Annotated in this window: 1 protein-coding gene and 1 pseudogene; both read right to left on the reverse strand. The window is 69.8% G+C overall.

Features of this window, described 5'->3' with window-relative positions; genetic code table 11:
* Nucleotides 1–419, reverse strand: a 419-nt coding sequence (locus DD1DGNOD_RS14790; RefSeq protein ID WP_131770398.1) for an SDR family oxidoreductase, incomplete at its 3' end; no start/stop codon positions are given.
* Between the two features lie 98 nt (nucleotides 420–517).
* A pseudogene (locus DD1DGNOD_RS28095) lies at nucleotides 518–725 on the reverse strand (hypothetical protein); the annotation flags it as partial.

Here is a 725-nt window from a genome sequence, read left to right on the forward strand (position 1 = left end):
CGGGCGCCACTGTCCCGGACGGCCCGCAGCAGTTCCTGGACACCGCCGAGGTTGGTGGCGAAACCCGTGTCGATCGGCGGGTCGAAGGACACCTCACCCGCGCAGTGGATCACGATGTCGAGATCCGCCGGCAACGCCGGCATCCGCTCCAGGTCGCCTTCGAGCACCGTGACCCGTTCGCGCAGCGCCCGCTCGACCCCGTCCGCGCCGACACGCTCGCGCCATGCGGCAAAAGCCGGTTTGGCCACGAGACCGGCGAACCGGGCGTGTCCGCTCCTGCCGGCGCGGGGACGGATGAGGACGACCACGTGGGTGTCGGGCAGATCGGACAGTAGCCGTTCGAGCAGTGCCTCGCCCACGAAGCCGGTCGCTCCCGTGACGAGGACGCGCTTGCCCGCGAGCCGCTCGGGCAGCCCCACCGCCTCACCTCATTCCGTTATTGGGATTCCGTTATTGGGACACCGGTGGGTCACAGTAAGGGACGCCGATGCCCGGGGCCGCAACCGGCTCACGCCGGCTAGGATCCGTCTCCCTGTCCTGCGCCGAAGGTCATGGAGCGTGTACGGGTGGACATTACAAGCACGGACGCGACAAGCGACACAACCGATGTAGCCGACGCCACCGCCAGTGCCGCGAGGAGCCGGTCGGACGCCTTCTCGACACCCCACCGCCGTGCCAGCCGGGCAAGGCCGTCGTGGTCGGCGGGCTGTGCGGGCAGCGTGTCA

It is taken from the genome of Candidatus Protofrankia californiensis (genome assembly GCF_900634765.1).
Classification (GTDB): Bacteria; Actinomycetota; Actinomycetes; order Frankiales; family Frankiaceae; genus Protofrankia; species Protofrankia californiensis.